This is a genomic window from Alteromonas sp. IB21 (assembly GCF_016405965.1).
Taxonomy (GTDB): Bacteria; Pseudomonadota; Gammaproteobacteria; order Enterobacterales; family Alteromonadaceae; genus Alteromonas.
This window is the reverse complement of record NZ_JAEFCD010000060.1, coordinates 1-1,301: the sequence shown is the minus strand read 5'-3', so window position 1 is coordinate 1,301 and position 1,301 is coordinate 1. Positions and strand designations below refer to the sequence as shown.

Annotated in this window: 3 protein-coding genes; all 3 read right to left on the bottom strand. The window is 41.1% G+C overall.

From position 1 onward, the window contains the following. Positions 1–55: 55 nt before the first annotated feature. The 3 genes from JC525_RS19695 to JC525_RS19685 all read right to left on the bottom strand — a co-directional run bounded on the left by JC525_RS19695 (position 56) and on the right by JC525_RS19685 (position 1,225). Positions 56–373 carry a ribonuclease E inhibitor RraB gene (locus JC525_RS19695; protein WP_198817840.1) on the bottom strand — a complete coding sequence of 106 codons (318 nt, stop codon included), beginning with the start codon at positions 371–373 and terminating at the stop codon, positions 56–58. Positions 374–512: 139 nt separating this feature from the next. Then, positions 513–878, bottom strand: a complete 366-nt coding sequence (locus tag JC525_RS19690; protein WP_198817839.1) for a DUF7674 family protein — start codon at positions 876–878, stop codon at positions 513–515. Between the two features lie 152 nt (positions 879–1,030). Beyond that, positions 1,031–1,225, bottom strand: coding sequence for a hypothetical protein (locus JC525_RS19685; RefSeq protein WP_198817837.1), 195 nt, complete (start codon positions 1,223–1,225; stop codon positions 1,031–1,033). Positions 1,226–1,301: the final 76 nt, after the last annotated feature.

Genomic DNA, 1,301 nt, shown 5'->3' with positions numbered 1-1,301 from the left:
CATGTATGCGTCCCAGCGAACGAAGTGAGTGACTTAATTTTTTTGTTATGTGCCATTAGCTCAAAACACCCCAAGATTCGCAAATCCCACCATATTCGGCCACTAGAGAGGTAACATTGTCCTGCGTTTCTATTACTAACTCATAAGAGAGAATTTGGTGAATGTTAAATAGGATATAACCGCTATACTCTCCGTCCGGTTCGTAAATTTCAATTGCACCAGCGAATTCTTTTAATTTTGAAACAGCGTCAGGGTGAGGAGGCCAAGAGTCGAAATCGACGTTGAAATCTATCGTGGTTGGCTTTTGAAAATCGAATCCAGATTCTTCGAGCCTTCTTAAAACGTCACCATCAACATCATCTGGGAAAATCAATTTGCCTCCTTGGCACATAACTTTTAAATAAGGGGCGCAGACATGTGGGCTAAAATCCGAACGAAGTGAGCAGCCCATATGTTTGCGTCCCAGCCCGCGCAGCGGGCGAACTTAATTTTTTTGTTAGGTGCGTGCATTTTTAAACCACTACCCTAGGTGGTTTATCATGAAAGTCCAAGTATAATTTTTTGAGATTATCTGGTACGAGAGGCCAGCCACGTTCAATACCTTCTTTGGTACCTTTGCAGAATAAGTGCTCTGTAAAATATACATCTATGTACTCGAATTCCGCCTTGGTTGCAGTATCTAGTTTCTCGCTCATGTACTGCAATTGTTCTATTGCTTCTTCTAAATCGCCTTGGTTAAACAAAATAGTTGTCAAATTTGCGAACTCTTCCATTAGAAATGTGAGTGCCCAACCCTCATGTTTTTCCATAAGAGGAACAACGTCAGGAAATTTAGTGCGGATTTCTTTTAAGAATCGTCTTATTTCTGATTTAGCCATTGATTTCCCAGAAGCACCTAACTTCCAAATATGGGGCGCAGACATGTGCGCAATAATGGCGAAGCCGCGCACGTGTTTGCGTCCCAGCGAGCGGCAGCGAGTGCCATAATTTGTTTGTTATGTGCGAAATATAATAAACCTTGAGCCAATTACTAGTACCCGTAACGTTTAGGATTTTTAAAAATTGAAGATACGGTTTCAAGAGCTGACGAATAACTCAATCCACATTGCTCAAGAACTTCGATGGCGGCTTTACAATCTTTTGACTTAATAGCTGCATCAAAGGAATCGATTGCTTTTAAGGCAAATAACCTTTCATTTATTGTCATCCCTTTCAGTTCTTCCATTTTCAATTAACCTACTAGCACATAACTTTAAGCTAAGGGGCGCTAGCATGTGGGCTAAAATCCGAACGAAGTGAGT

Excerpts from the sequence above, each read along its gene's own strand:
- JC525_RS19690 (WP_198817839.1), bottom strand. The coding sequence starts at position 878 with ATGGCTAAATCAGAAATAAGACGATTCTTAAAAGAAATCCGCACTAAA.
- JC525_RS19685 (WP_198817837.1), bottom strand. The coding sequence starts at position 1,225 with ATGGAAGAACTGAAAGGGATGACAATAAATGAAAGGTTATTTGCCTTA.